This window comes from Paraburkholderia piptadeniae (assembly GCF_900007165.1).
GTDB classification, from domain to species: Bacteria; Pseudomonadota; Gammaproteobacteria; order Burkholderiales; family Burkholderiaceae; genus Paraburkholderia; species Paraburkholderia piptadeniae.
The window spans coordinates 16,219-38,366 of the sequence record NZ_CYGY02000017.1; the positions used below are offsets into that span (position 1 = coordinate 16,219).

22 protein-coding genes are annotated in these 22,148 nt (G+C 63.8%); 18 read left to right on the forward strand and 4 right to left on the reverse strand.

Features of this window, described 5'->3' with window-relative positions; genetic code table 11:
- Position 1: 1 nt before the first annotated feature.
- Complete coding sequence (gene moaA / locus BN2476_RS07565) at positions 2 to 1,114, reverse strand: GTP 3',8-cyclase MoaA (protein WP_087733538.1); 1,113 nt, start codon at positions 1,112 to 1,114, stop codon at positions 2 to 4.
- Between the two features lie 163 nt (positions 1,115 to 1,277).
- On the reverse strand, positions 1,278 to 4,520 hold the full coding sequence (locus tag BN2476_RS07570) for an Rne/Rng family ribonuclease (protein ID WP_087733539.1): 3,243 nt from the start codon (positions 4,518 to 4,520) through the stop codon (positions 1,278 to 1,280).
- Between the two features lie 760 nt (positions 4,521 to 5,280).
- Between BN2476_RS07570 and BN2476_RS07575 the strand changes: the two genes are divergently transcribed.
- Genes BN2476_RS07575 through BN2476_RS07590 form a run of 4 tightly spaced genes read left to right on the forward strand, consistent with a single transcriptional unit; the run spans position 5,281 to position 8,493 of the window.
- Entirely contained in the window at positions 5,281 to 6,393 is a 1,113-nt protein-coding gene (locus BN2476_RS07575; RefSeq protein ID WP_235850755.1) for an RluA family pseudouridine synthase, read from the forward strand.
- Positions 6,386 to 7,045 (forward strand): HAD-IA family hydrolase, encoded by a 660-nt coding sequence (locus tag BN2476_RS07580; protein ID WP_087733540.1) that lies wholly within the window; start codon positions 6,386 to 6,388, stop codon positions 7,043 to 7,045. Before BN2476_RS07575 ends, BN2476_RS07580 begins: the two co-directional genes overlap by 8 nt.
- Entirely contained in the window at positions 7,042 to 7,434 is a 393-nt protein-coding gene (locus BN2476_RS07585) for a Rieske (2Fe-2S) protein (protein ID WP_087733541.1), read from the forward strand. Before BN2476_RS07580 ends, BN2476_RS07585 begins: the two co-directional genes overlap by 4 nt.
- Before the next feature lie 45 nt (positions 7,435 to 7,479).
- On the forward strand, positions 7,480 to 8,493 hold the full coding sequence (locus tag BN2476_RS07590) for a S49 family peptidase (RefSeq protein WP_087733543.1): 1,014 nt from the start codon (positions 7,480 to 7,482) through the stop codon (positions 8,491 to 8,493).
- Between the two features lie 50 nt (positions 8,494 to 8,543).
- Here BN2476_RS07590 and BN2476_RS07595 read toward each other — a convergent pair whose 3' ends face one another.
- Positions 8,544 to 9,263 (reverse strand): SAM-dependent methyltransferase, encoded by a 720-nt coding sequence (locus BN2476_RS07595; protein ID WP_087733544.1) that lies wholly within the window; start codon positions 9,261 to 9,263, stop codon positions 8,544 to 8,546.
- A complete protein-coding gene (locus BN2476_RS07600; protein ID WP_087733545.1) occupies positions 9,260 to 9,877 on the reverse strand; it encodes a Maf-like protein in 618 nt (205 codons plus the stop codon). Before BN2476_RS07600 ends, BN2476_RS07595 begins: the two co-directional genes overlap by 4 nt.
- A gap of 246 nt (positions 9,878 to 10,123) precedes the next feature.
- Here BN2476_RS07600 and BN2476_RS07605 point away from each other — a divergent pair, with 246 nt between their 5' ends.
- From BN2476_RS07605 to BN2476_RS07670, 14 genes are all read left to right on the forward strand, one after another.
- Positions 10,124 to 10,786, forward strand: coding sequence for a DUF177 domain-containing protein (locus BN2476_RS07605; RefSeq protein ID WP_087733709.1), 663 nt, complete (start codon positions 10,124 to 10,126; stop codon positions 10,784 to 10,786).
- Positions 10,787 to 10,900: 114 nt separating this feature from the next.
- A complete protein-coding gene (rpmF, locus tag BN2476_RS07610) occupies positions 10,901 to 11,080 on the forward strand; it encodes a 50S ribosomal protein L32 (RefSeq protein WP_007741736.1) in 180 nt (59 codons plus the stop codon).
- Positions 11,081 to 11,240: 160 nt separating this feature from the next.
- Complete coding sequence (plsX, locus tag BN2476_RS07615; RefSeq protein WP_087733546.1) at positions 11,241 to 12,371, forward strand: phosphate acyltransferase PlsX; 1,131 nt, start codon at positions 11,241 to 11,243, stop codon at positions 12,369 to 12,371.
- Positions 12,371 to 13,360: a beta-ketoacyl-ACP synthase III gene (locus BN2476_RS07620; RefSeq protein WP_087733549.1), complete on the forward strand. Its 990-nt coding sequence runs from the start codon at positions 12,371 to 12,373 to the stop codon at positions 13,358 to 13,360. Before plsX ends, BN2476_RS07620 begins: the two co-directional genes overlap by 1 nt.
- A gap of 93 nt (positions 13,361 to 13,453) precedes the next feature.
- Entirely contained in the window at positions 13,454 to 14,386 is a 933-nt protein-coding gene (gene fabD / locus BN2476_RS07625; RefSeq protein WP_087733550.1) for an ACP S-malonyltransferase, read from the forward strand.
- Between the two features lie 67 nt (positions 14,387 to 14,453).
- Positions 14,454 to 15,203, forward strand: a complete 750-nt coding sequence (gene fabG / locus BN2476_RS07630) for a 3-oxoacyl-ACP reductase FabG (RefSeq protein ID WP_087733551.1) — start codon at positions 14,454 to 14,456, stop codon at positions 15,201 to 15,203.
- A 148-nt stretch (positions 15,204 to 15,351) separates the two neighbouring features.
- On the forward strand, positions 15,352 to 15,591 hold the full coding sequence (gene acpP, locus BN2476_RS07635) for an acyl carrier protein (RefSeq protein ID WP_004197638.1): 240 nt from the start codon (positions 15,352 to 15,354) through the stop codon (positions 15,589 to 15,591).
- Positions 15,592 to 15,942: 351 nt separating this feature from the next.
- Entirely contained in the window at positions 15,943 to 17,181 is a 1,239-nt protein-coding gene (gene fabF, locus BN2476_RS07640) for a beta-ketoacyl-ACP synthase II (protein WP_087733553.1), read from the forward strand.
- 4 nt (positions 17,182 to 17,185) lie between these two features.
- Positions 17,186 to 17,686, forward strand: a complete 501-nt coding sequence (locus BN2476_RS07645; RefSeq protein WP_438942866.1) for a protein YgfX — start codon at positions 17,186 to 17,188, stop codon at positions 17,684 to 17,686.
- A 129-nt stretch (positions 17,687 to 17,815) separates the two neighbouring features.
- Positions 17,816 to 18,415: an RNA polymerase sigma factor RpoE gene (gene rpoE / locus BN2476_RS07650; protein ID WP_012400242.1), complete on the forward strand. Its 600-nt coding sequence runs from the start codon at positions 17,816 to 17,818 to the stop codon at positions 18,413 to 18,415.
- Between the two features lie 99 nt (positions 18,416 to 18,514).
- Positions 18,515 to 19,159 carry a sigma-E factor negative regulatory protein gene (locus tag BN2476_RS07655; protein WP_087733554.1) on the forward strand — a complete coding sequence of 215 codons (645 nt, stop codon included), beginning with the start codon at positions 18,515 to 18,517 and terminating at the stop codon, positions 19,157 to 19,159.
- Between the two features lie 4 nt (positions 19,160 to 19,163).
- Positions 19,164 to 20,204 carry a MucB/RseB C-terminal domain-containing protein gene (locus tag BN2476_RS07660; RefSeq protein ID WP_087733555.1) on the forward strand — a complete coding sequence of 347 codons (1,041 nt, stop codon included), beginning with the start codon at positions 19,164 to 19,166 and terminating at the stop codon, positions 20,202 to 20,204.
- Between the two features lie 19 nt (positions 20,205 to 20,223).
- Complete coding sequence (locus BN2476_RS07665; protein ID WP_087733557.1) at positions 20,224 to 21,732, forward strand: DegQ family serine endoprotease; 1,509 nt, start codon at positions 20,224 to 20,226, stop codon at positions 21,730 to 21,732.
- A 5-nt stretch (positions 21,733 to 21,737) separates the two neighbouring features.
- Positions 21,738 to 21,995 carry a glutaredoxin family protein gene (locus tag BN2476_RS07670; RefSeq protein ID WP_268957868.1) on the forward strand — a complete coding sequence of 86 codons (258 nt, stop codon included), beginning with the start codon at positions 21,738 to 21,740 and terminating at the stop codon, positions 21,993 to 21,995.
- Positions 21,996 to 22,148 lie beyond the last annotated feature (153 nt).

The following is a 22,148-nucleotide window of genomic DNA, read 5'->3' on the forward strand; positions in this document are numbered from 1 at the left end:
TTCAGCCGCCGATATACGACATTTCGACGCGCCGTTCTTCCGCCGACGCCATCGATGCCGCACTCGCGCTGCCGCGCAGTTGCGAGTAGCGGTCGCCGCGCGCGTGCCAGATGTTGGCGATGGCGGTCGCGATGCCCTCGTCGCTCGTGCCGTTGCGCACGAGCGCGCGCAGGTCGTGGCCCGACGATGCGAACAGGCACAGATAGACCTTGCCTTCCGTCGAGAGCCGCGCGCGCGTGCACGTCCCGCAGAACGCGCGGGTCACGCTCGAGATCACGCCGATTTCGCCAATGCCGTCCGCGTAGCCCCAGCGTTGCGCGGTTTCGGCCGCGCTGTGCGGTTCGAGCGGCATCAGCGGGTAGTGCTCGCTGATCCTCGCGACGACTTCCGCCGACGGCAGCACTTCCGTCATGTTCCAGCCATTCGAGGTGCCGACGTCCATGTATTCGATGAACCGCAGCACGGCGCCCGAGTCTTTGAAGTGCCGCGCCATCGGCACGATCTCGCCGTCGTTCGTGCCGCGCTTGACGACCATGTTGATCTTCAGCGGCGTCAGGCCGACCGATTGCGCGACGTCGATGCCTTCGAGCACGTCGCGCACCGCGAAATCGGCATCGTTCATGCGGCGAAATAGCGCATCGTCGAGTGCGTCGAGGCTGACGGTCACGCGATTCAGGCCAGCGTCTTTCAGGCTGCGCGCCTTGCGCGCGAGCAGCGAACCGTTAGTGGTCAAGGTGAGATCGAGCGGTTTGCCGGCCGCAGTCGTCATGCGGGCGAGGCGCTCGATCAGAAATTCCAGGTTCTTGCGCAGCAGCGGCTCTCCACCCGTCAGGCGGATTTTTTCGACGCCATGCGCGACGAAAATCGCGGCGAGGCGCTCGATTTCCTCGAACGTCAGGAGCGCGCTGTGCGGCAGGAACGGGTAGTCCTTGTTGAACACCGCGCGCGGCATGCAGTAGACGCAACGGAAGTTGCAGCGGTCGGTCACCGAGATGCGCAGATCGCGCAGCGGGCGCGACAGCGTGTCCGTCAATTCGCCTCGCGGCACGCGAGCGGGGCCGGCAACGTTCGGAACGGCACTGACATCGGCAACGGGAATGATGCGTCGGGACATGATGACGTTTCTGAAATATCAGCCTTCATTCTAGCGGAAGGCCTTATCCGACACAGTAGGGCGAACGCGCGGTCCACCGGTACGACGGGCAACAAAAAGCCCGCCTTGGAGGGCGGGCTTTTCGGTTGCCTGGCGTTGCAGCGCAGGCTGGGTTGGCAAGCGCTTACTGCGGATGCTTTGCCGTTTCGACCTGCTGCATCGGCGTCGTGTCGACGGGCGGAAGCGGCTTGCGCTCGCGCGGCACGCGCGTCGGCTTGACGGCTTGCGCAGCGGCTTCCTGGGCGGCGCGCAGCTTGTCGGAGTCGGTGTTGACCCAGACGAGGCCGGCGCTTTCCAGCATTGACTTCAGCGCTTCGCCGGACAGGCCAGCCGATGCCGTTCCGTTCGTGCGGGCGGCGTGCGATTCGGCGGCCGTCGTCACAGGTGCGGCTTCTGCCGGCTGCGGCTCGGGTTGGGCCGCATGCGCGACGGGCTCGGTGACCGGTTGGGCTTCCGGCTGAGCTGCAACGGGTGCTTCGGCGACCGGCTCCGTTTCCGCAGCGGGCGCGACGGGAGCAGCAGGCGTTGCCGCCACCGGCTCGGCGACGGGCTCGGCTGCGGCGGGTTCGGCTGCTGCAGGCGCGGGCGCTTCGGCGGACGGGGCTGCCGGGGCGGTTTCAACCGGCGCAGGGGTTTCGACAGCGGGCTCGGCAGGGGCCGCCGGCGCAGCTTCCCGCGGCTCGACGGCCGTGGGCTCGGCTGCTTGCGCTTCCGGTTGTGCCTGCGGCGCAGCGGGGGTTTCATCGGCGGGCACGACGGCTTCTGCCTTCGCTGCTTTTTCGACGGCGAGCGACGGCGTTTCGGCCGACGCATGCAGTTCGCTGACCACGGCTGCACCCGTCGCGACGGCTGCCACGACGACTTCGACCGGCTTCACGGTTTCTGCCGATTCCTGCCCGGCGGGAGCCGTTGCTTGAGGCTGCGCTTCGTGACGGCCCGTGTGCTCCGGCGTGCGAACAGGCGCTTCCGCCGACGCGGCTGCTGTTGCTTCGCCTTCAGCTTCGGCAACGTCCGCTGCCGTGTTCACGTTCAGGCCTTCCTCGTCGCGCTCGCGACGGCCACCGCGGCGACCGCGGCGGCGGCGGCGGCGCTCTTCGCCATCACGCGCTTCTTCGACGGGGGCAGCGCCGCCCGTCAGGCCGGCTTGCGCCTGCGCGGCGAGGTCTGCCTGGGCTTCGTTCTGGTTCAGTGCTTCAGCGGCCTCCTGCTGCGGCTTGCGGCGCTCTCCGCGTTCCGGGCGCTCGCCACGTTCGCGGCGCTCACCGCGGTCCTGACGCTCGCCGCGCGGCGCGTTTTCGGCGGCTTCTGCGCGTTCTGCGCGCTCCTGACCACGCTCGACGCGCTCCGGACGCGTCTCGCGTGATTCGCGGCCTTCGCGCTGCTCGCGGCCGCCACGCTGTTCACGTGCTTCGCGCGGTTCGCGTTCCTCGCGACGCTGCGACGGCTGACCCTGACGGCCTTGCGTTGCCGCGCCTTCGCCACGTGCCGAGTCGCGGCCGCCTGCGCCGCCGCGACGGTTGCGGTTGCGGTCGCCGCCGCGTTCGCCCGTGCGCTCACCGCGCTCGGGGCGTTCGGCGCGCGCCGGCTTCGCTGGCTTTTCGACGGGTGCCGGAGCCGGTGCAGGGGCGGCCGGCTGCATGCCGAACAGACCCTTCAGCCAGCCGATGAAGCCGCCCGTCGCGGGCTTCATCTCGGCTGCGGCAGGGGCTGCGGGCACCGGCGTGCGGACCGGGGCGCTCGGCGCCGGCTTCTCCGGCGTGATGCCCTTCACAGCCGCTTCCTGCTTCGGCTTCACGTCCTCGGCGCGCTTGCTGTAGCCCGTTTCCGATTCCAGTTCGCGCGCGGCTTCCTCGGCCATCTTCCACGAGGCGCGCGGATCGTCGAGGCGCGCATCGTCGTGACGCAGACGCTCGAGCTTGTAATGTGGCGTGTCGAGGTGCTTGTTCGGCACCAGCACGACGTTGACCTTGAAGCGCGACTCGATCTTGTTGATTTCCGAGCGCTTTTCGTTGAGCAGGAAGGCCGTGACTTCGACGGGCACCTGGCAGTGGATCGCCGCCGTGTTTTCCTTCATCGCTTCTTCCTGAATGATCCGCAGCACTTGCAGCGCGGACGATTCGGTGTCGCGGATGTGGCCCGTGCCGTTGCAGCGCGGGCACGTCACGTGGCTGCCTTCCGACAGCGCCGGGCGCAGACGCTGGCGCGACAGCTCCATCAGGCCGAAGCGCGAGATCTTGCCCATCTGGACGCGCGCGCGGTCGTGCTTGAGCGCGTCCTTCAGGCGCTGCTCGACTTCACGCTGGCTCTTGGCCGACTCCATGTCGATGAAGTCGATCACGATCAGGCCGCCCAGGTCGCGCAGACGCAACTGGCGCGCGACTTCATCGGCGGCTTCGAGGTTCGTGCGCGTGGCCGTTTCCTCGATGTCCGCGCCCTTGGTGGCGCGCGCCGAGTTCACGTCGATCGCGACGAGCGCTTCCGTGTGGTCGATCACGATTGCGCCGCCCGACGGCAGCGGCACCGTGCGCGAGTACGCCGTCTCGATCTGGTGCTCGATCTGGAAACGCGAGAAAAGCGGCACGTCGTCGTGATACCGCTTCACCTTGTTGACATTGTCCGGCATCACGATATCCATGAAGGCGCGCGCCTGGTCGTGGATTTCCGTGGTGTCGATGAGAATTTCGCCAATATCCGGCTGGAAGTAGTCGCGAATCGCGCGGATGACGAGGCTCGATTCGAGATAGATCAGCATCGGCTGACCTTGTGTGCCGCTTTGCGACGCGGCTTCGATCGCGTGCCACAGCTGCATCAGGTAGTTGAGGTCCCACTGCAGCTCTTCGGCGCTGCGGCCGATACCCGCCGTGCGCGCGATGATGCTCATGCCTTCCGGCAGTTGCAGCTGGGCCATCGTTTCGCGCAGTTCCTGGCGGTCGTCGCCTTCGATCCGGCGCGACACGCCGCCGCCGCGCGGATTGTTCGGCATCAGCACGAGGTAGCGGCCGGCGAGCGAGATGAACGTGGTGAGGGCAGCGCCCTTGTTGCCGCGTTCTTCTTTCTCGACCTGGACGATCAGTTCCTGGCCTTCCTTGAGGGCGTCCTGGATGCGCGCCGAGCGCATGTCGATGCCTTCGCGGAAATACTGGCGGGCGACTTCCTTAAACGGGAGAAAACCGTGGCGGTCTTCACCGTAGTTGACGAAGCAGGCTTCGAGCGACGGCTCGATGCGCGTCACGATCCCCTTGTAGATATTGCCTTTGCGCTGTTCGCGCCCGGCAGTTTCGATGTCGATGTCGATGAGTTTTTGCCCATCGACGATGGCGACGCGCAGTTCTTCCTGCTGCGTCGCATTGAACAACATGCGTTTCATTGAACGGCTCCAGAGCGGCTCTGCCTGTCCGAGCCGACGGCGCGCGGGATCGAACCCGGCCAGCCGACGGCAACGGCAGCGGCATGCCGCGCCTTATTGTGTTTTCACAAGCACGCTGGAGCGGGAAAGATGGCGGGAGAATTGCCTTGAATGGGCGCCGTCCGACGGAAACTGGACGCGCTGCCGCAGGGCACATGCGAACACGGCTTCAAATAATGGCCCGACACGCCGCGGGTCCTGGCAGCCGACTTGCATACGCCTCCGTCCACATGCGCCGGCGCGCCAGCTGGGCGCGCGTCCGGACAGGTTCGAAGGCTGCGGTCTTGCCGCAGCGGGAAAGCTCGCTCACAACGCGTGCTCCGCCCGCTCGGGGTGTCTCGCCTCATTTTGACGTCGCCATGTCCCGCACTTTCTGCGGGACGCCTCGGGCGCACGCCGTATTTTCGCCACTGGCCGCTTCGCGCTAAAGGGACATCAAAGCCGCCCGCTGCCGAAGCTCGCCAGTCAAATTCTTTTTGACCAAAATTCCGTTACCGACGGAGCCGACAGTGACCGAACGTGCCTGTGGGCGCCGTCCCTGCCGTGTCGTGATCCGTGCGTGCAACTTGTTGCATCTCATTTTCAGGGCGAGCAACCAGCCCCCGGCACAAGTAAAATAGCGTTTTATAGCTTGCACCTGCACAATCCACCCGCGATTCGGTTTAATGCGCCGATCCTATATAGTCGGCCGCCGCAGACTGCTGGGCAAATTATATTCAGAATGAAAGAGTTAGGCAAAACATCCCAGAAATCGGTCGCGAACGCGGTCGCAAGCGATCAGGTGTCGATGATCGAAATCGACGACAGTGCGGCTGGCCAGCGTATCGACAACTTCTTGTTGCGCGTCTGTAAAGGCGTGCCGAAAAGCCATATTTATCGCATCCTGCGCAGTGGCGAAGTGCGCGTGAACAAGGGTCGGGTCGATGCGCAGTACCGGCTCGCTCATGGCGATCTGGTGCGCGTGCCGCCCGTTCGGGTCGCGCGGGCCGACGAGCCGGCCGTGAACGCGCCTGTGCCGTCCGCACATTTCGACATTCTGTATGAGGACGAGCATCTGCTCGTCATTGACAAGCCGGCCGGGGTCGCGGTGCACGGCGGCAGCGGTGTCGCGTTCGGCGTGATCGAGCAGTTGCGCGCCGCGCGCCCGCAGGCGAAGTTTCTGGAACTGGTGCATCGGCTGGATCGCGAAACGTCGGGCGTGCTGATGCTGGCGAAAAAACGCGCGGCGCTCGTCAATCTGCACGAGCAGATCCGCGAAAACCGGATGGACAAGCGCTACTACGCGTGCGTGCACGGCGAGTGGGCGAGCGACTGGGGCCGCCGGCGCGCGGTGAAGGAGCCGCTGCACAAGTACCTGCTGCCCGATGGCGAGCGGCGCGTGCGCGTGCAGCCGGACGGCTTGCCATCGCACACGATTTTTAACCTCGTCGACCGTTGGCCCGGCTACGCGTTGCTGGAGGCCGAACTGAAAACGGGACGGACTCATCAGATTCGCGTGCATCTGGCGCATCTCGGGCTACCGATCGTCGGCGACGCAAAGTACGGCGATTTTGCGCTGAACAAGGCGCTCGCTCGCGCCAATGCACAGCCCGGTCTGAAACGCATGTTTCTGCACGCGTACCGGCTGAAGCTGACGCACCCGGCCTCGGGCGAGACGCTGCAAATCGAAGCGCCTTTGCCGGCCGACTGCCGGCGCTTCGTCGAGCAGCTTGCCGAAATGAGCGCGCAGCCGCGCGAGAGCCGCGGTCAGGCGAAACAGCACGAACCGCAGGACAACGCGCAAGACGACGCGAAGCGCGGACAACCACGAAACGAGACGGGAACGCATGGCTAGGCAGCAATTTGATCTGATCGTCTTCGATTGGGACGGCACGTTGATGGATTCGACCGTCCACATCACCCGCAGCATCCAGGCCGCTTGCCGCGACCTCGGCTTGCCCGTGCCTGCCGACGAAGCGGCGAGCTTCGTGATCGGCCTCGGCTTGCGCGACGCGCTGCAGATCGCCGCGCCGACGCTCGATCCGTCCGACTATCCGCGCCTCGCCGAGCGCTACCGCTTCCACTATCTGGTGAAGGATCAGACGACGGAACTGTTCGCGGGCGTGCGCGAAATGCTGGCCGATTTGCGCGATCAGGGCTATCTGCTCGCGATCGCGACGGGCAAGAGCCGCGTCGGGCTGAATCGGGCGCTGGACCAGGTGCGGCTCACGAGCCTTTTCGACGGCACGCGCTGCGCCGACGAGACGTTCTCGAAACCCCATCCCGCCATGCTGCACGAGCTGACGCGCGAATTGGGGCAGGACCCCGTGCGCACGGTGATGATCGGCGATACCACGCACGATCTGCAGATGGCCATCAATGCGGGCGTTTCGGGCATCGGCGTCACGTACGGCGCGCATCCCGCCGGTTCGCTGGCGGCGCTCGAGCCGAAATACGTCGCGGACAGCGTCGCATCGCTGTCGGGCTGGCTGCGGGAGCATGCATGACGGACGCAGCGCTGGAGCCCGTGCGCATTTGCGCGTCCGAGGAACTGGTCGACGGCGGCATGGGCGTCCGCCGCAACGCGACGCACGCGGGCGGCGACGCCGTCGTCTTCTTCATCCGCTATGACGGCGTCGCGTACGGCTATCTGAACCGCTGCGCGCACGTACCGATGGAGATGGACTGGAGCGAGGGGCAGTTCTTCGAATCGTCCGGTTTATACTTGATGTGCGCTACGCATGGCGCAATTTACGCGCCGGACACGGGCAAATGCGTCGGCGGTCCGTGCCGCGGCGGCAGGCTTCGCCCGGTGCAGGTCGACGAACGCGACACGCCCGAAGGTCGCGCGGTGTTCTGGCTCCCGGACGGCGATCTGCTTCCCGCATCTGCCTGATTTCCCAGCATCATTTCCAAACCCCGTTCTATCTGGCGGCGACGCATGTCCGACAATCTCACTCCCGATCCTCAGGAACCGGCCGCATCGAGCCGTGAATCCCGTCGCGGCGCTGCCGCCGACGAGCTGAACTGGGAGCGCGGCGCGCTCGAGCGGGTTGCGCTTGCCGCAATCAAGGAGCAGCGGGCGGCCCGACGCTGGCGCATCTTCTTCAGGTTCATGTTCCTCGGCGTGCTGGTGCTCATCGCGTTGGCGATCTTCGATTTCAGCGGCGAAAAGGTCGCGACCGCCGGTCGGCACACGGCGCTCATTACACTTGATGGCGAGATCGCCGCAGATACGAACGCGAACGCGGAAGATATCGATACGGCGCTGGAAAGTGCCTTCGATGACGCAGGCACGGCGGGCGTCGTCTTGCGTTGCAACAGTCCGGGCGGCAGCCCGGTGCAAGCGGGCATCATCTACCGCGATATTCGTCGGCTGCGCGCCAAATATCCGTCTGTTCCGCTTTATGTCGTCGTCGGCGACATGTGCGCGTCGGGCGGTTACTACGTTGCGGCCGCCGCCGACAAGATCTATGTCGACAAGGCGAGCATCGTTGGCTCGATTGGTGTGCTGATGGACGGCTTTGGCTTTACGGGGCTGATGGACAAGCTGGGCATCCAGCGCAGGATGCGCACGTCCGGCGAGAACAAGGGCTTTTTTGATCCGTTCTCGCCCGATACGCCGAAGATGGACGAACATGCGCAGGCGATGCTTGATCAGATCCACGCGCAGTTCATCGACGCGGTGAAGCAGGGCCGCGGCAGCCGGCTGAAAGACGCGCCGGATATTTTCTCTGGCCTCTTCTGGACGGGCGAGAAAAGCGTCGAACTGGGCCTCGCGGACGGCTTCGGCGATACCGACTTTGTCGCGCGAGAAATCATCAAGGCGCCGGACGTCGTGGATTACACGGTGAAGGAAAGCATCACGGATCGCGTGGCGCGGAAGTTCGGCGCGGCGGTCGGCAGCGGCGCCGTGCGCGCGATGGCGACGATTGGAAAGTTGAACCTTCGATAAGGTGTCTGCGGTGCAGTGGCCAGGAATCATCTGGCCACTATTTTCCGGTATCAAGTCGCCAGAATCAGAAAGATCGCCGGGCGCTTATGCAGATCAGGCGCGGGCTTTTTCTTCCAGTCCGCGACCGTCCGGCTCACGATCGTTTCGCTTTCCAGTGTCAGATCCACGGCGACGCAGACCAGCGTCGACGGCGCGCAGGTCGCGATCAGCGCATCGAGTAGCGCGCGGTTCCGATAGGGCGTTTCGATGAAAATCTGCGTCTGCTTGGCTTTGCGCGACTGCTGCTCAAGGTCACTCAGGCGTTTTACGCGCTCGTTGGCATCGACGGGCAGATAGCCGTGAAACGCAAAGCTCTGGCCGTTCAGTCCTGACGCCATCAGCGCGAGCAGGATGGAACTCGGCCCCACGAACGGCACGACCTTGACGCCGCGCTCGTGCGCGCGCCGCACGAGCAGCGCGCCCGGATCGGCGACGGCCGGGCAACCCGCTTCCGACACCAACCCGGCGTCCGTTCCCGCCAGGATGGGCGCGAGCAGCTTGTCGATCTCGCCGGCCGGCGTGTTGACATTCAGTTCGCGGATCTCGATTTCCTGGATTGGACGCTCCGTCCCGACTTTTTTCAGGAATGCACGCGTCGTTTTCGCGTTTTCGCCGATGTAATAGTGCAGGGCTGCGGCGCGGGCCCGAACGGGCGCGGGCATGACGGCGTCGAGCGCGGCGGCGTCGCCGTCGCCGAGCGTGTTCGGAATCAGGTAGAGCACGCCGCTCATTGCGCCTCCAGTAGCGGATAGCCCGCGGCGAGCAGCATCCTCGTGAGCGCGATCAGTGGCAGGCCGATCAGCGCGGTCGGATCGTCGGATTCGATGGCTTCGAGGAGCGCGACCCCGAGACCTTCGGCTTTCGCACTGCCGGCGCAGTCATAGGGCGTTTCGGCGCGCAAATACGCGTCAAGCGAGGCATCCGGCAGGTCGCGAAAGCGTACGCGCGTGATCACATCGGCGATTTGCGCAGTGGCCGAGCGGCTGTCGAACAGGCACAGCGCGCTATGAAACAGCACTTCGCGGCCGCGCATGGCTTGCAGTTGCGCCAGCGCTTTCTCGTGCGTGCCGGGTTTGCCGATCTGGTGTCCGTCATAGGTCGCGACCTGGTCGGATCCGATGACGAGCGCCGGCTCGCCGGTGGCGAGCCCGTTGGCGACCGCTTGCGCCTTGGCTTGCGCGAGGCGCAGCGCCGTCGCTTCCGGCAATTCCCCTACGTGCGGCGTTTCGTCGATAGCGGGCACGACGACGTCGAACGGAATGCGCAGTCTATCGAGCAACTCGCGGCGATACGGCGAACTCGACGCCAGAATCAGGCGGGGCGGGCGTTTGGGGAAATCCGGCATGCTGAAATGGAACCTCGATCTGAAGGTAAAACCGGATGCAAAAAGGCGGGCGCAAACGCCTTCGCATGGCAGGTCTTAAGTGTTTGACTCGAAAAGACAAAACGGATATGATTTTGGGCTTTTCATCGGTATGCTTTGCCGTATGGCGCGCTACGCGGACTTAAAAAGGTCGGTGAGGCCGGTAGCGACAGAAAACAAGGCATGGCGATTTACCCGGCTGAAATCCTTGCCGACGCAGGAGCGCACATGACTCAACATCCTGGCAAACCTGCTGGTCTCGTCGACCCGCGCGAACTCGACCTCTTCGAATTTGCCCGTAGTGGACGTCAGGCTGCGGGTACCGTGCGCGTCTCGCAACTGCCGCGCATGTTAAACGAAGTCCCGGAGGAAGCGCCAGATCGCGATACCGCGTTCACCTGGCAAGCCGAAGGGGCGATGCAGCCGGAATTGCAGGACGACGGCACCGAGGGTCAGCAGCCGTATCTGAGGCTCGCGATTCACGGCGCCGCATGGCTCGAATGTCAGCGTTGCCTGTCTCCGTATGAGCAGGCGTTCAACGTCGATGCGATTTACCGGATCGTCAAAACCGAAGAGGAAGCTGAAGAGTTTCCTCTGGACGAGGATGAAGTCGATGTGATCGTCGGGTCACGCCAGTTCGATCTTGTCGACTTGATCGAAGAGGAATTGCTGCTTTCGTTGCCGCTCGTGCCGAAGCACGATGTCTGTCCTGAAGTGCACGAGAGCCTCGCTTCGGGCGCCAGCGGGCTGGAAGGCGAAGAAGCCGCGAAGGCGGAAGGCGAAGTTGCTGCCAAGGGCGAAGCCAGCGAGGGGAAAGAACCCAAACGGCCAAATCCTTTCGCGGTGCTCGAAGGCCTGAAGTCGGGCGGAACCGGCGGCAAGAAGCACTGAACAGTTGCATGGGAGCGCGGTAGGGCGCGCCGGGCGCGATGGTTTCAGCCACGCGGCCTATGGCGGTTGCCGGATCGGGCTGTGTTAGAATTCGGAAAATTTTCAGGAGTTATCATGGCAGTTCAACAAAACAAGAAGTCGCCGTCGAAGCGCGGTATGCATCGCTCGCACGATTTCCTCAACGCAGCGCCGCTAGCTGTCGAGCCGAGCACGGGTGAAGTGCATCTGCGTCACCACGTCAGCCCGAACGGCTACTACCGCGGCAAGAAAGTCGTCAAGACGAAAAACGACTAATCGCCCGGCATTGCGCTCAGTTGGGCTCAGTTGGGATATCCCTGCGGGGTTCAACGCGTTAGCGTTTCGCATGGCGATCGGCTCGCTTGACATTTTCCCGGTTCATCGAAAAGGCGGCATTCAACTGCCGCTTTTTTGTGCCTGAAATTCGTCGCATTCCATGACTGTAAAGCTCACGATAGATTGCATGGGAGGCGACCACGGGCCGTCCGTGACTGTGCCCGCTGCCGTCAACTTCGTTCGCTCGCATCCCGATGCGCATCTGATGCTCGTCGGCATCGAAAACGCGATTCGAGCGCAGCTGAAAAAGCTGAAGGCGGCAGACGATCCGGCACTCACGGTCGTACCCGCATCCGAGATCGTCGCAATGGACGATCCGGTTGAAGTCGCGCTTCGTAAGAAGAAAGACTCGTCGATGCGCGTTGCACTCAATCGCGTCAAGGAAGACGAGGCGCAGGCCTGCATTTCCGCCGGCAACACCGGCGCGCTGATGGCCGTTTCCCGTTATGTTCTTAAAACGCTCCCGGGCATCGAACGTCCGGCGATTGCATTCGCACTGCCCAATCCCACCGGCTACACGACCATGCTAGACCTCGGCGCGAACGTCGACTGCGAGCCGCAGCATCTGCTGCAGTTCGCCGAGATGGGACATGCGCTGGTGTCGGCTGTCGAAGGCAAGGAGCGCCCGAGCATCGGGCTCCTGAATATCGGCGAAGAGGTCATCAAGGGCAACGACACCATCAAGCGCGCAGGCGAGCTTCTTCGCACCAGCACGCTGAACTTCCGCGGCAACGTGGAAGGCAACGATATCTACAAAGGCACCGTCGACGTGATCGTCTGCGATGGCTTTGTCGGTAACGTTGCGCTGAAGACGTCGGAAGGCCTCGCGCAGATGCTCTCCGACATCATCAAGGAAGAATTCGGCCGTTCGTGGATGACCAAGGTGATGGCTCTGCTCGCGCTGCCCGTGCTGCTGCGTTTCAAGAAACGAGTCGATCACAGGCAATACAACGGCGCGGCGCTCCTCGGCCTGCGCGGGCTCGTGATCAAGAGCCACGGTTCGGCCGACGCCTACGCGTTTGAGTGGGCAATCAAACGCGGGTATGATGCCGTCAAAAATGGCGTTCTGGAACGTCTTGCCCGCGCGATGGAGGAGAACGCGGGTTCACTCGAACAGGCGACGCGCGAAGCGGGCGGCGCGGGTTCCGCGAGCCAGATTGCGAGCCCGATCGCGGGTCCGATTTCTGGCCAACCGGCCGAGCCCTACAGCGCACTATCCTCGAAGGCATAATGGCTCAATCCACTATCTACTCCCGCGTGCTGGGCACGGGCAGCTATCTGCCGCCCAACCGCGTTTCCAATCAGGACCTGGCCGATCGTCTCGCGAAGCAGGGCATCGAGACGAGCGACGAATGGATCGTGGCCCGCACGGGCATCCACGCGCGCCACTTCGCCGATCCCGATGTCACGACGAGCGAGCTCTCGCTGATCGCATCGCAACGCGCGATCGAAGCCGCCGACGTCGATCCGCAATCGATCGATCTCATCATCGTTGCCACGTCGACGCCGGACTTCGTGTTCCCGAGCACGGCCTGTCTGCTGCAGAACAAGCTGGGGATCAAGAACAACGGCGCCGCGTTCGACGTGCAGGCCGTGTGCTCAGGTTTTGCCTATGCCGTTGCGACGGCTGACAGCTTCATTCGAAGCGGGCAACATCGTACTGCGCTGGTGGTCGGTGCAGAAACGTTCTCGCGCATCCTCGATTTCAACGATCGCACGACGTGCGTGCTGTTCGGCGATGGCGCGGGTGCCGTCGTGCTGCAGGCATCGGACGAGCCGGGCGTGCTGGCGAGCGCGTTGCATGCGGATGGCAGCCACTCGGACATTCTCTGCACGCCGGGCAATGTGCACGGCGGCATCGTGCAAGGCAGCGCATTCCTGCACATGGACGGCCAGGCGGTATTCAAGCTCGCCGTCAACGTGCTCGAAAAGGTCGCTATCGAAGCGCTGCAGAAGGCCGACCTCAAGCCCGAGCAGATCGACTGGCTGATTCCGCACCAGGCCAATATCCGCATCATGCAGAGCACGTGCCGCAAGCTGGGCCTGCCGCAGGAGCGGATGATCGTCACCGTGCACGAACATGGCAACACGTCGGCCGCGTCGATCCCGCTCGCGCTCGACGTCGCTGTTCGTGACGGACGCATCCAGCGCGGCCACAACGTGCTGATCGAAGGCGTCGGCGGCGGCTTTACGTGGGGCGCGTCGGTCATTCGCTTCTGACGAAGACCGGGCGACCGTGCCTGAGCGCCGCTTAGCGGCTGCGCGGGCCTGCGCGCGCCACGCACAAACTGAATTCATCGAATTGGGGACGATATGAAATTTGCGTTCGTTTTTCCGGGGCAGGGCTCGCAGTCGGTCGGCATGCTCAATGCGTTCGCCGATCACGCAATCGTGCGCGAAACCCTCCAGGAAGCCTCCGACGCACTCAACCAGGACCTCGGCAAGCTGATCGCCGAAGGCCCGGCTGAAGACCTGAACCTGACGACCAACACTCAACCCGTGATGCTGACGGCTGCCTACGCGATCTTTCGTGCGTGGCAGACGGCAGGCGGTCCGGCGCCTGCCATCGTCGCGGGCCACAGCCTCGGCGAATACACGGCGCTCGTCGCTGCCGGCGCGCTGAAATTTCGCGACGCCGTGCCGCTCGTGCGCTTTCGCGCGCAGGCGATGCAGAACGCGGTGCCCGTCGGTCAGGGCGGCATGGCCGCGATTCTCGGCCTCGATGACGACATGGTGCGCGAAGTGTGCAAGGAAGCGTCGACGGCGGGCGTCGTCGAAGCGGTCAATTTCAATGCGCCTGCGCAGGTCGTGATCGCCGGCCACAAGGCTGCCGTCGAAAAGGCATGCGAGCTCGCGAAGGCAAAGGGCGCGAAGCGCGCGTTGCCGCTGCCCGTGTCCGCGCCGTTCCATTCGTCGCTCCTCAAGCCCGCTTCGGATCAGCTCCGCGAGTATCTGGCGAGCGTCGACGTGCAGGTGCCTTCGATCCCCGTCGTAAACAACGTCGATGTGGCCGTCGTCAACGAGCCAGCCGGCATCAAGGATGCACTGGTTCGCCAGGCGGCGGGCCCCGTGCGCTGGGTCGAATGCGTGCAGTCGATGGCGAAGCAGGGCGTCACGCACGTGGTCGAATGCGGTCCCGGCAAGGTGCTCGCAGGCCTGACCAGGCGCATCGACGGCAATCTGGCCGGCGCGTCGATCGTCGATCCTGCAACGCTCGACGAAGTGCTGAAGCTCGTGACGGCCTGAACGTCTCCTTGCGAGGCGGCAACGAATCAAATAGCCCTGCGTTTGCAGGGCACTGCGGAATTCAATGATGGAAAAGACTCTCGATAAACAGATCGCGATCGTGACGGGCGCTTCGCGCGGCATCGGTCGCGCAATCGCCATCGAACTCGCGCGTCAGGGCGCGACGGTGATCGGCACGGCGACGAGCGAAAGCGGCGCGAACGCGATCACGGAAGCGTTCAAGGCCGAAGGCCTGAACGGTCGCGGCGCCGTGCTGAACGTGAACGATGCTGCAGCGGCGGAAGCGCTGATCGAAGGCACCGTGAAGGAGTTCGGCGCGCTCAACGTGCTGGTGAACAATGCGGGCATCACGCAGGACCAGCTTGCAATGCGCATGAAGGACGAAGACTGGGATGCCGTGATCGACACGAACCTCAAGTCCGTGTTCCGTCTGTCGCGCGCGGTCTTGCGCCCGATGATGAAGGCGCGTGGCGGCCGGATCATCAACATCACGTCGGTGGTCGGCTCGGCCGGCAATCCCGGCCAGACGAACTACGCGGCCGCGAAAGCGGGCGTCGCGGGCATGACGCGTGCGCTTGCACGTGAAATCGGCAGCCGCGGCATCACCGTGAACTGCGTCGCACCGGGTTTCATCGATACCGACATGACGAAAACGCTGCCCGAAGAGCAGCAGACGGCTCTGAAGGCGCAGATTCCGCTCGGCCGTCTCGGCAGCCCGGAAGACATCGCACACGCCGTGACGTTCCTTGCATCGCCGCAGGCCGGTTATATCACCGGCACGACGTTGCACGTGAACGGCGGCATGTATATGTCGTAATCAAATTCGGTTACTATCCGCGCCTTGATGCAATTCAAAGCGCCAATAGGACGGCTTTACAGCAACCTTGTGCGTCGCTTTTTTACAGATGCAAACCTGATAAAATGCGCGCACCTGTATTTATGAACTTTTTTCCCTTGGAGGGGTAATGGACAATATCGAACAGCGCGTCAAGAAGATCGTTGCAGAGCAACTCGGCGTTGCCGAAGCGGAAATCAAGAACGAAGCATCGTTCGTGAACGACCTCGGCGCTGACTCGCTCGACACGGTTGAACTGGTGATGGCTCTCGAAGACGAATTCGGCATGGAAATTCCGGATGAAGAAGCCGAGAAGATCACGACGGTTCAGCAGGCGATCGACTACGCTCGCGCTAACGTCAAGGCCTAAGGCCATTCGCGCCCGTCTGGTTGCCTCGGCTGCTGCGAACGTTGCAGCGCCCGCTGTCGCGGACGCACTGTCGTGCCGCGGGGCGGCGCAAGCAGGGCAGGCGCCGACTTCCATGCGCATGCGCCCGATCCTGACGGCGCCGTTCAAGGCGCACTGGCCGATGCAGGGACTATCGGCTCTTTCGTCATTGCGCTTACTGATGCAGTTTCTGGTGCTCGCGCCACTGTATCGGTCAGCGTATTCGTCAGCGCGCAGGTCAGCGTTCGTCAGGTTAACAGCCACAGGGTTCACAGGACGCATTCCTGTGGGTACTGTGGCTTTTGTTTTGTCATCTATGGAAAAGGGGTTACCGTGAGCCGTCGTCGTGTTGTTGTTACAGGCCTGGGGCTTATTTCGCCTGTTGGCAATAATGTTGCCGACGGCTGGGCCAATCTGGTCGCAGGCAAGTCCGGCATCGCCAACATCACGAAGTTCGACGCGTCGAACTTCTCCACCCGCTTCGCCGGTGAAGTGAAGGGCTTCAATGTCGAGGACTACATTTTCGGCAAGGAAGCGCGCCACATGGACACGTTCATCCATTACGGCGTGGCGGCCGGCATCCAGGCGATGCAGGATAGCGGCCTTGAGATCACCGACGCGAATTCGGAGCGCGTCGGCGTGGTGGTCGGCTCGGGCATTGGCGGCCTGCCGATGATCGAAGTCACGCAGACGGAACTGCTGAACCGCGGCCCGCGCCGTATTTCGCCGTTCTTCGTACCCGCGTCGATCATCAACATGATCTCGGGCCATCTGTCGATCAAATACGGCCTGAAGGGCCCGAACCTGGCGATGGTGACGGCTTGCACGACGGGTCTGCACTGCATCGGCGAGGCGTCGCGCCTGATCGAATACGGCGACGCCGACGTGATGATCGCGGGCGGCGCGGAATCGACGGTTTCGCCGCTCGGCATCGGCGGCTTTGCGGCCGCGCGCGCACTGTCGCAGCGTAACGACGATCCGGCGACGGCGAGCCGTCCCTGGGACAAGGACCGCGACGGCTTCGTCCTCGGCGAGGGCGCAGGGGTCATGGTGCTCGAGGAATACGAGCACGCGAAGGCACGCGGTGCCAAGATCTACGCGGAAGTCAGCGGCTACGGCATGAGCGGCGACGCGTACCACATGACCGCACCGCTCGAAGACGGCGACGGCGCGCGCCGCTGCATGATCGCGGCGATGAAGAATGCCGGCGTGAACCCCGATTCGGTGAACTACCTGAACGCGCACGGCACGTCGACGCCACTGGGCGACCTCGCGGAAACGACGGGCATCAAGCGCGCATTCGGCGATCACGCGAAGAGCATCGTCGTGAACTCGACCAAGTCGATGACGGGTCACCTGCTCGGCGGCGCCGGCGGCCTGGAATCGGTGTTCACGGTGCTGGCCGTGCATCATCAGGTTTCGCCGCCGACCATCAACATCTTCAACCAGGACCCGGAATGCGATCTCGACTACTGCGCGAACACAGCGCGGGAGATGAAGATCGACGTCGCGCTGAAGAACTCGTTCGGGTTCGGCGGCACGAACGGCACGCTGGTTTTCAAGCGCGCCTGAGCGTTTGACGGCTGCATCGTCATCTCCGGCTCGTCCGGCAAATGCTTCCGCGGCGGACGCCCCGCGTCTCGCACTGAACGGCGGACCCTCGCAGCGCGTCGCGCTGCGACGGTCCGCCGCGTTGTATCTGGCGACGGCGCTGTTCATCGTCGCGGCCGTTGCCGCCGTCTGGGCGAGCGTCGCACCCCGTTTCGGCATCGTCCGGGCTGCGCTGACGGGTGCGGCTATTTTCGCCATTCTCGCGCTCGCAACCGTCCGTCATGCGCGCAACGAGCCGCACGCATTTAAAATCGGGCCGGATGGAATGTCAGTCTGGAGCCGGACGGGAATATTGCGCGCTCAGGGCCGTATCGTTGGGTGCAGCCAATGGAGCGACTGTCTTCTGATGCTGTCGCTCGAAGACGAGGGCGACAGATCACATCGGCTTCTGATCGCAGCCGACATGCTCGAGCCCGACGTTTTCCGTGAGCTTGCCGTGCTCGCGAGGCGCAGCGCGCACGTCTGAGAGACAGTCAGACGGCCCCGCGCCCTGACTGTAAAGACTGTAACCGCTGTAACGCGTGTAACTTGCCATCCTGAAGGGGAAGCTACAATGGTGCCCCGCCACACACGCAAAAGTTAACGGATTTATCAGGTGAGCGAAAAAGAAATAGATCAGGTGCTGGTTGAACGCGTCCAGAACGGCGACAAGGCCGCGTTCGAGCTTCTGGTCTCGAAGTACCACCGCAAGATCATCCGGCTGATCTCGCGCCTCGTGCGGGATCCCGCCGAGGTCGAGGACGTGGCCCAGGATGCCTTTATCAAGGCATATCGGGCGCTGCCCCAATTCCGCGGCGAGTCCGCGTTCTATACGTGGTTGTACCGGATTGCCGTCAATACGGCCAAGAATTACCTTGCGACCCAGGGCCGGCGCGCGCCCACTTCGACCGAAGCGGACGCCGAAGAGGCTGAAACTTTCTCGGATGCTGACCAACTAAGGGATATCAACACGCCCGAGTCGATGTTGATGAGCAAACAGATCGCAGAGACGGTCAATGCTGCGATGGCGGTTTTACCGGAAGAGCTGCGCACCGCCATTACTCTTCGTGAAATTGAAGGTCTGAGCTACGAGGAAATCGCTGAAATGATGGGGTGCCCGATCGGCACCGTCAGGTCGAGAATTTTCCGCGCTCGCGAAGCCATTGCGGCAAAATTGCGTCCGCTGCTTGACACACCCGAGGGCAAGCGCTGGTAACGTCTGTGGGACACAGCGGCTAGCCGGCCTCGCGGACGGCGGCGCAGTATCTGGGTTAAGTGGTGTCACTACGGGGTGTCTGTAAAGATGGGGAGCATCATGGGGTCGGTTTCGATGCCAATGCAAACAAATGCGCAAGCAAGCTCGCATCGCGAGCGTCTGTCTGCTTTCGTCGACGGGGAACTCGTCGACAGCGAGCATCCGAATACAATTCTTGCCGCACTGGACCATGACGGTCGTGCGGCATGGTCGTGCTATCACCTGATCGGCGACGCGCTGCGTTCCGACGATCTGGCTGTCAGCCCGGCCGCAAGCAGCGCGTTCATGAGCGGCTTCGCAGCCCGCTTCGAAAGCGAGGCCCATGTGCTGGCGCCTGCTTCGATCCCGGTCGCGCGCCGTCTGTTGTCGTTGCGCCGGCGCGTGATTCCGGCTTTTGCCGTCGCCGCGGCTGCCGCCACGCTCACGTGGATCGTGATGCCGCAGCTTCAAGGCATGAACACGGCGGGCTCGGGCGTCACGCAGGTCGCGTCGGTCGCGCCGCGTTCGGACTCGATGCAGCGCGTGGCGATGGCCTCGATGCCGGCCGCGACCACGGCGCAGGCAAATGGCCAGGACGGCAACATCATCCGTGACGCGAATCTCGATCAATATCTGGAAGCGCATCAGCAGTTCGGCCTGCAGCCTGTCGTGTCGGGCTCGATGCCGTTGCTCCGCGCGGCCTCCCTGACGACGCAGGGCCAATAGTCTGATGCAGAGTCTGCGGTTGAAAAAAACGACTATCTGGGGGCGGCTGCCGGCATTCCTCTTTTGCGCGGCCGTGATGTTGTCTGCAACGTCGCATGCCTTTGCGCAAACGGACGATTCCGCCGCCCGGCACAGCGCGGCGGAACTGCTGAACCGGATTCATCAGGCCGCCCAGCAGCAGAACTACGAAGGCGCATTCGTCTATCAGCGCGGCAATTTCGTCCAGTCCTCGCGCATTTCGCACTACACGACGCGCAGTGACGGCGAGTTCGAAGCGCTCGAAAGCCTCGACGGCAAGCCTCGCAAGATGCTGCGCCATAACGACGAGCTGTATACGTTCGTGCCCGAGCGTCATCTGTGCGTCGTCGAAAAGCGGCAGAACAAGGATTCGTTCCCGGCGCTTCTGTCGGCAAGCGGTGATCAGGTGCTGACCGTCTATGACCCGAAGATGCTGGGTACGGACCGCGTCGCAGGTATCGATAGCCAGGTGATCGAGCTCGATCCGAAAGATGCAAACCGCTTCGCCTACAAGCTGTGGGCCGACACGAAGACAGGCTTGCTGCTGCGCGCGCAGACGCTCGATCCGAGTGGCCAGGTGCTCGAACAGATGTCGTTTTCGCAGATCCGCATCGGCGTTCCCGCCGACAAGGGGCCCATCGCGAGCGGCATCAAGAACACGGCCGGCTGGAACGTCGTGCGGCCGCCCGTCGAGCCCGTCGATATGGAAGCGCAGGGCTGGCAGGTCGCGCCGCCCGTCGCGGGCTTCCACAAGATCCGGGAACTGCGCCGGCCGATGGCGGCGGCCGATCCGTCCAATCCGCCTATTCCCGTCGATCAGATGGTGTTCTCGGATGGCCTCGCGGCATTGTCGATCTTCGTCGAGCCGGTCGAAAAAAGCACACGCAAGGAAGGGGCGGGAAACAGCGGCGCAACGCACGTGCTGGTCAAGCGGCGCGGCGATTTCTGGATCACACTGCTTGGGGAAGTGCCTCAGGCCACGTTGCAGCAATTTGCGGCTGCCATAGAATACAAGCCTTCCCGGTAATCCTTCGGTTCGCTACGACATGACGACTCTTTCGGTGCGCAAATTCTTCGCGGCCGCAGTGCTGGTGGCTTGTCTGCCGTTCACGCCGCACACGGCGTCGGCGGCACCCGCTGCCAATCTGCCCGATTTCACCGATCTGGTCGACAAGGTCGGGCCGGCCGTCGTCAACATCCGCACGACGGCGAAGGTCACCAGTTCGGCGCGCGGCTTGCCGCCCGGCATGGACGACGGCGACATGTCGGAGTTCTTCCGGCGTTTCTTCGGCATTCCGATGCCAAACTCGCCACAATCGCCGGGCACGCCGAATTCGCCGAATTCGCCACGCGGTGGCAACAACGATCAGGACCAGTCGCCGGATGGCGGCGGCGACACCGAGCAGAACAGCGGCGTCGGCTCGGGCTTCATCCTGTCGCAGGATGGCTACGTGATGACGAATGCCCACGTGATCGACGACGCCGACACGATCTACGTCACGCTCACCGACAAGCGCGAATTCAAGGCGAAGCTGATCGGCGTCGACGACCGCACGGACGTGGCCGTCGTGAAGATCAACGCGGCGAATCTGCCGACGGTGCCGATCGGCGATTCGAACAAGGTGCGCGTCGGCGAATGGGTCGTCGCGATCGGCTCGCCGTTCGGCCTCGAAAACACGGTGACGGCGGGCATCGTCAGCGCGAAGGGCCGCGACACGGGTGACTATCTGCCGTTCATCCAGACGGACGTGGCCGTGAACCCGGGCAATTCGGGCGGTCCGCTGATCAACATGCAAGGCGAAGTGATCGGCATCAACTCGCAGATCTACAGCCGCACGGGCGGCTTCATGGGCATTTCGTTCGCGATTCCGATCGACGAAGCGATGCGCGTGGCCGATCAGCTGAAGGCCTCGGGCAAGGTCGTGCGCGGCCGTATCGCCGTCGCGATCGGCGAAGTGACGAAGGACGTGGCAGATTCGCTCGGTCTGCCGAAGGCACAGGGCGCGCTCGTCAGCAGCGTCGAGCCGGGCGGACCCGCCGACAAGGCCGGCGTGCAGCCGGGCGACATCATCCTGAAGTTCAACGGCCATAACGTCGACACCGCGACGGACCTGCCGCGCATGGTCGGCGATACGAAGCCGGGCACGAAGGCGACGATCACGGTTTGGCGCAAGGGCCAGACGCGCGACGTGCCCGTGACGGTCGCCGAAATGCAGCCTGACAAGACCGCGAAGGCCGAGCAAAAGAAGCCGCCCACGCCGAAGCCGCGCGCGTCGAACGCGCTGGGCGTCGCGGTCAGCGACATTCCCGCCGACCAGTTGAAGTCGCTCAAGCTGCGCAACGGCGTGCAGGTCGACGCCGTCGACGGTCCGGCGGCGCGCGTCGGGTTGCAGCGTGGTGATCTCATCCTGCGCATCGGCGACACGGATATCACGAGCGCGAAGCAGTTCGAAGAAGTGACCTCGCATCTCGATTCGTCGAAGATGGTCGCGCTGCTGGTTCGCCGTGGCGATAACACGCAGTTCGTGCCGATCCGCCCGCGCGCGGCGAAGTAATCGACGTGGCATCGCTGACGCTTTACGGACGCGCGTGGTGCCACCTCTGCGACGACATGCGCGCGGCGCTCGAGCCGTTGCTGGCCGAGTTCGGCGCGCATGTCGAAGTGATCGACATCGACGCGGATCCGTCGCTGGAAGCGCGCTACAACGACTGGGTGCCCGTGCTGGTTCATGAGGGCGTCGAGTTGTGTCACTACCATCTCGACGAAGCGCGGGTGCGCGCGGCGCTAGCCGGTCATCGCGCTACGCCGGCATGCTGAACGGGGTCGCCGCGAGCGGCCAGCAGATGAGGCCGCGACAGTCGGCCAGAGAGCACGAATGACTCCCGCCGCCCGCAAGACGCGCCCGTCGACCCCCTTTTCGGCTAAAATAGACAAGTTTTTCACCTACTTACAAGGCGTGCTCCGCAATCG

Bases quoted from the DNA above. Each gene is read 5' to 3' on its own strand.
- moaA (WP_087733538.1), bottom strand. From the start codon at position 1,114: ATGTCCCGACGCATCATTCCCGTTGCCGATGTCAGTGCCGTTCCGAAC.
- BN2476_RS07570 (WP_087733539.1), bottom strand. From the start codon at position 4,520: ATGAAACGCATGTTGTTCAATGCGACGCAGCAGGAAGAACTGCGCGTC.
- BN2476_RS07575 (WP_235850755.1), top strand. From the start codon at position 5,281: ATGAAAGAGTTAGGCAAAACATCCCAGAAATCGGTCGCGAACGCGGTC.
- BN2476_RS07580 (WP_087733540.1), top strand. From the start codon at position 6,386: ATGGCTAGGCAGCAATTTGATCTGATCGTCTTCGATTGGGACGGCACG.
- BN2476_RS07585 (WP_087733541.1), top strand. From the start codon at position 7,042: ATGACGGACGCAGCGCTGGAGCCCGTGCGCATTTGCGCGTCCGAGGAA.
- BN2476_RS07590 (WP_087733543.1), top strand. From the start codon at position 7,480: ATGTCCGACAATCTCACTCCCGATCCTCAGGAACCGGCCGCATCGAGC.
- BN2476_RS07595 (WP_087733544.1), bottom strand. From the start codon at position 9,263: ATGAGCGGCGTGCTCTACCTGATTCCGAACACGCTCGGCGACGGCGAC.
- BN2476_RS07600 (WP_087733545.1), bottom strand. From the start codon at position 9,877: ATGCCGGATTTCCCCAAACGCCCGCCCCGCCTGATTCTGGCGTCGAGT.
- BN2476_RS07605 (WP_087733709.1), top strand. From the start codon at position 10,124: ATGACTCAACATCCTGGCAAACCTGCTGGTCTCGTCGACCCGCGCGAA.
- rpmF (WP_007741736.1), top strand. From the start codon at position 10,901: ATGGCAGTTCAACAAAACAAGAAGTCGCCGTCGAAGCGCGGTATGCAT.
- plsX (WP_087733546.1), top strand. From the start codon at position 11,241: ATGACTGTAAAGCTCACGATAGATTGCATGGGAGGCGACCACGGGCCG.
- BN2476_RS07620 (WP_087733549.1), top strand. From the start codon at position 12,371: ATGGCTCAATCCACTATCTACTCCCGCGTGCTGGGCACGGGCAGCTAT.
- fabD (WP_087733550.1), top strand. From the start codon at position 13,454: ATGAAATTTGCGTTCGTTTTTCCGGGGCAGGGCTCGCAGTCGGTCGGC.
- fabG (WP_087733551.1), top strand. From the start codon at position 14,454: ATGGAAAAGACTCTCGATAAACAGATCGCGATCGTGACGGGCGCTTCG.
- acpP (WP_004197638.1), top strand. From the start codon at position 15,352: ATGGACAATATCGAACAGCGCGTCAAGAAGATCGTTGCAGAGCAACTC.
- BN2476_RS07655 (WP_087733554.1), top strand. From the start codon at position 18,515: ATGGGGTCGGTTTCGATGCCAATGCAAACAAATGCGCAAGCAAGCTCG.
- BN2476_RS07660 (WP_087733555.1), top strand. From the start codon at position 19,164: ATGCAGAGTCTGCGGTTGAAAAAAACGACTATCTGGGGGCGGCTGCCG.
- BN2476_RS07665 (WP_087733557.1), top strand. From the start codon at position 20,224: ATGACGACTCTTTCGGTGCGCAAATTCTTCGCGGCCGCAGTGCTGGTG.